Origin of the sequence: Microcystis sp. M53598_WE2 (assembly GCF_030067735.1) — a bacterium.
Classification (GTDB): Bacteria; Cyanobacteriota; Cyanobacteriia; order Cyanobacteriales; family Microcystaceae; genus Microcystis; species Microcystis aeruginosa.
In genome coordinates this window covers 1-2664 of record NZ_JASJFE010000097.1, presented here as the reverse complement: position 1 = coordinate 2664, position 2664 = coordinate 1, and the positions used below count along the sequence as shown (strand labels likewise).

The window sequence follows — 2664 nt, the reverse complement described above, 5'->3', positions numbered from 1 at the left end:
TTAAATTAGGTAAAACCTTTGATATATCAATTCTTTTGCTACCTCGATCGATTATTTCAAAAGCGAATATTTGAGGATCATCTACCTTAACACTCCAGTATTCACTAACCCCTAATTCTTCGTAGAGTAAGCGTTTATTACCTAAGTCATCATTGAGGGTAGATTTTGAGATTTCAATGACTAAATCTGGTGGAGGATACTGATTTAAATCAATAATCGAAGTCCCATTTGGTATCAGATTCGCTTTCTCTCCTAGATAGTAAGATATATCTGGCTGCACTTCTCTAATTCCTCTTTTGCGATAGGAACAAGTAGGGAGTCCTTGAAAAGGAATTTCTTTGAGGATAGCGTAGAGACTCACCCCCAAAAAGACAACATGATGATCTCTAGCGTGTTCAAATCCAATAGGAGTCATTTCTAATCGATAATAGCCATTGTAATAATAACTTTTTCCTTGATTCTCTGGGAAGTTTTTAATTGCTTCTAAGTATTCTTCCCAACTACCTTTAATCCATGAGTCAGTTATCCCCCTAGTTTCTAGCTGTTGCATAGTTATCCTATCCCGCTTTGAACTTTTTCTCTAATTATAGCAATTATTGCTTAAATCAGAACCAGGGAACTGAGCAAGTATAATGATAGAATAGATTAATTGAGAAAAAATTAGCCCAATTATGACCACAACTTATGATTACATAATTATCGGTGGTGGTATCACCGGTTCTGCCTTAAGTTATGAACTAGCTAACCTAGGCAGTCGAGTCCTCTTATTAGAAAAAGAAACCCATCCCCTCAACGCCACTTTCTACAGTTACGGGGGTTTAGCCTATTGGTCGGCCACCACAGAAATCCAGAGAAAATTATATCAAGAAGGTCGAGAAATTCAGCGCAATTTATCGCAGGAATTGGGCATAGATAACGAATACCGGGACATAGAGCTAATTCTCACCGTGAACCCCGAAGATGATCCAGTCGCTGTGGCCGAAAAATTTGCTATCTTTGCTATTACCCCCGAAATTCTCGATCCGCAAGCAGCGATCGCTTTAGAACCTCTATTAAATCCCGCAGCTATCTCCGGAGTTTTACGACTGCCCCACGGTCACATTAACGCCGAAAAAACTAATCTTGCCTATCAACAAGCTTTTCTGCGTCTGGGAGGCACGATTATTCGGGAAGCTGTCATCGAATTAATTGAAACTGCATCGAGAATTACCGGCGTAAAAACTCCTAAAAATAATTATTCTGCTGGGGAAACTATCGTCTGTGCCGGGGGATTAACCCGGTCTTTACTGCAAAAATCCGGTATTGCTGCTCCCGTCTATTTTACCCATGCCCAGGTGATCAAAATTCCCCCCACTGAGATCAAATTAAACACCCTAGTTATGCCTGCAATTCCTGCCAGATTGGTATTAGAGCAAAAAATCACCCAACTAGAAAAGCAGGGCATTTGGCAGAGAGAAACCCCAGAAATAATTGCCAGTGTTTTAGAAACGGGGGCGGTACAATTCCGGGATCAAAGTCTTTATCTAGGGCAAATTAGCGCCATTATCACCGATCCAGGCGGGAGTTTAAACCCTCTGACGGGGGAAAAAGCAATACGCGCCGCCGTGGGGACATTGCTGCCCTCTTTAGCCTCTCTCCCCGGCAGCTGTCATCATTGCCTAGTGGCCTTTGCCCCCTCGGGACGGCCTCTAGTGGGAGCGATCGCAGATAAACTGGGATTGCAGGTATTTTCTGGCTTTACCAGTACAATTGTATCGGCTCCGCCCCTAGCCCGACGTTTCGCACGTCATCTGCTGGGGGAAAATGACGAGATAATTAGGGTTTGCTGAAAAAGTTTTTCGTGGGGACAGGGTGTGAGGTGTGGGGTGTGGGGTGTGGGGTGTGGGGTGTAGGTTTTTACCCATTTTCATCTGGTAAATTACCTAATTTTCAGGGAAAAAGTCCAGGGATTTTCCCCCCGATCCCTCCCAGATCTGGGACTTTTTGATTGACCAAAAGTCTAAAAGTCTTACCCAACAAGGTTTTTAGATTTATTTAGCAAACCCTAATTGCTAATTGACAAAAGTTAAGAGAGAAATTAACTGATGGTTGCAATTAATCCTAATCGACTTTTTCCAACTGCCAAAGAATTTGGTTTCCCTCGCGTCTGACCCGGGAGATTACCCAATTTCGCCACGGCCAATGGTCGCCGCGACTGGTAACGGCACCTGGATTAATATCCATTAAATCGGCCACTTCGGCGCTGGTAATCAAATAACCGCGATTGGCCACTTCATCGGCAATGCGTAGGGTTTCGATGAGATTTCTTAGCTGGTCAACTCTTTCTCCCCGGGGTAATTGGATTTCATCGCCAGCGCTATTAGGTGGTTCATTCATAGTTAGGGTCTGGTCAAAGTTTATTAACAATTAAAAATTGTCGGTTGAGGCAAACAATCAAGCTTTCCTCTCGTTATTCTATCGATTCTATCAATAATAGTTGTCATCAAAACAGTCCTATCTTCTCGAATCTTACCGTCATATCTTTACTAAAACCCTAAAAACCTCTTGACAAAAAACACAAAATATAGTAAGGAAATTCAGGGTAAGCTCATCTTAGACAATCCTTGACAAAATGAACTTTATCTGAGTTGCCTACCCACGATTCAGGCATATTTGAGGAGAATT

At 42.5% G+C, this 2664-nt stretch carries 3 protein-coding genes; 1 reads left to right on the top strand and 2 read right to left on the bottom strand.

The annotated features are described in order from the left end of the window. Positions 1-550 (bottom strand): Uma2 family endonuclease (locus PX636_RS02245; protein ID WP_288116096.1); only part of this gene is annotated, 550 nt, incomplete at its 3' end. A 121-nt stretch (positions 551-671) separates the two neighbouring features. On the opposite strand from PX636_RS02245, the gene PX636_RS02240 reads away from it, so the two are divergent. After that, complete coding sequence (locus PX636_RS02240) at positions 672-1829, top strand: NAD(P)/FAD-dependent oxidoreductase (RefSeq protein WP_288116095.1); 1158 nt, start codon at positions 672-674, stop codon at positions 1827-1829. A gap of 271 nt (positions 1830-2100) precedes the next feature. On the opposite strand, the gene PX636_RS02235 is transcribed toward PX636_RS02240, so the two are convergent. Then, complete coding sequence (locus tag PX636_RS02235) at positions 2101-2376, bottom strand: hypothetical protein (protein ID WP_002768833.1); 276 nt, start codon at positions 2374-2376, stop codon at positions 2101-2103. Positions 2377-2664: the final 288 nt, after the last annotated feature.

Coding starts and splice junctions, on each gene's coding strand:
- PX636_RS02240 (WP_288116095.1), top strand. CDS start 672: ATGACCACAACTTATGATTACATAATTATCGGTGGTGGTATCACCGGT.
- PX636_RS02235 (WP_002768833.1), bottom strand. CDS start 2,376: ATGAATGAACCACCTAATAGCGCTGGCGATGAAATCCAATTACCCCGG.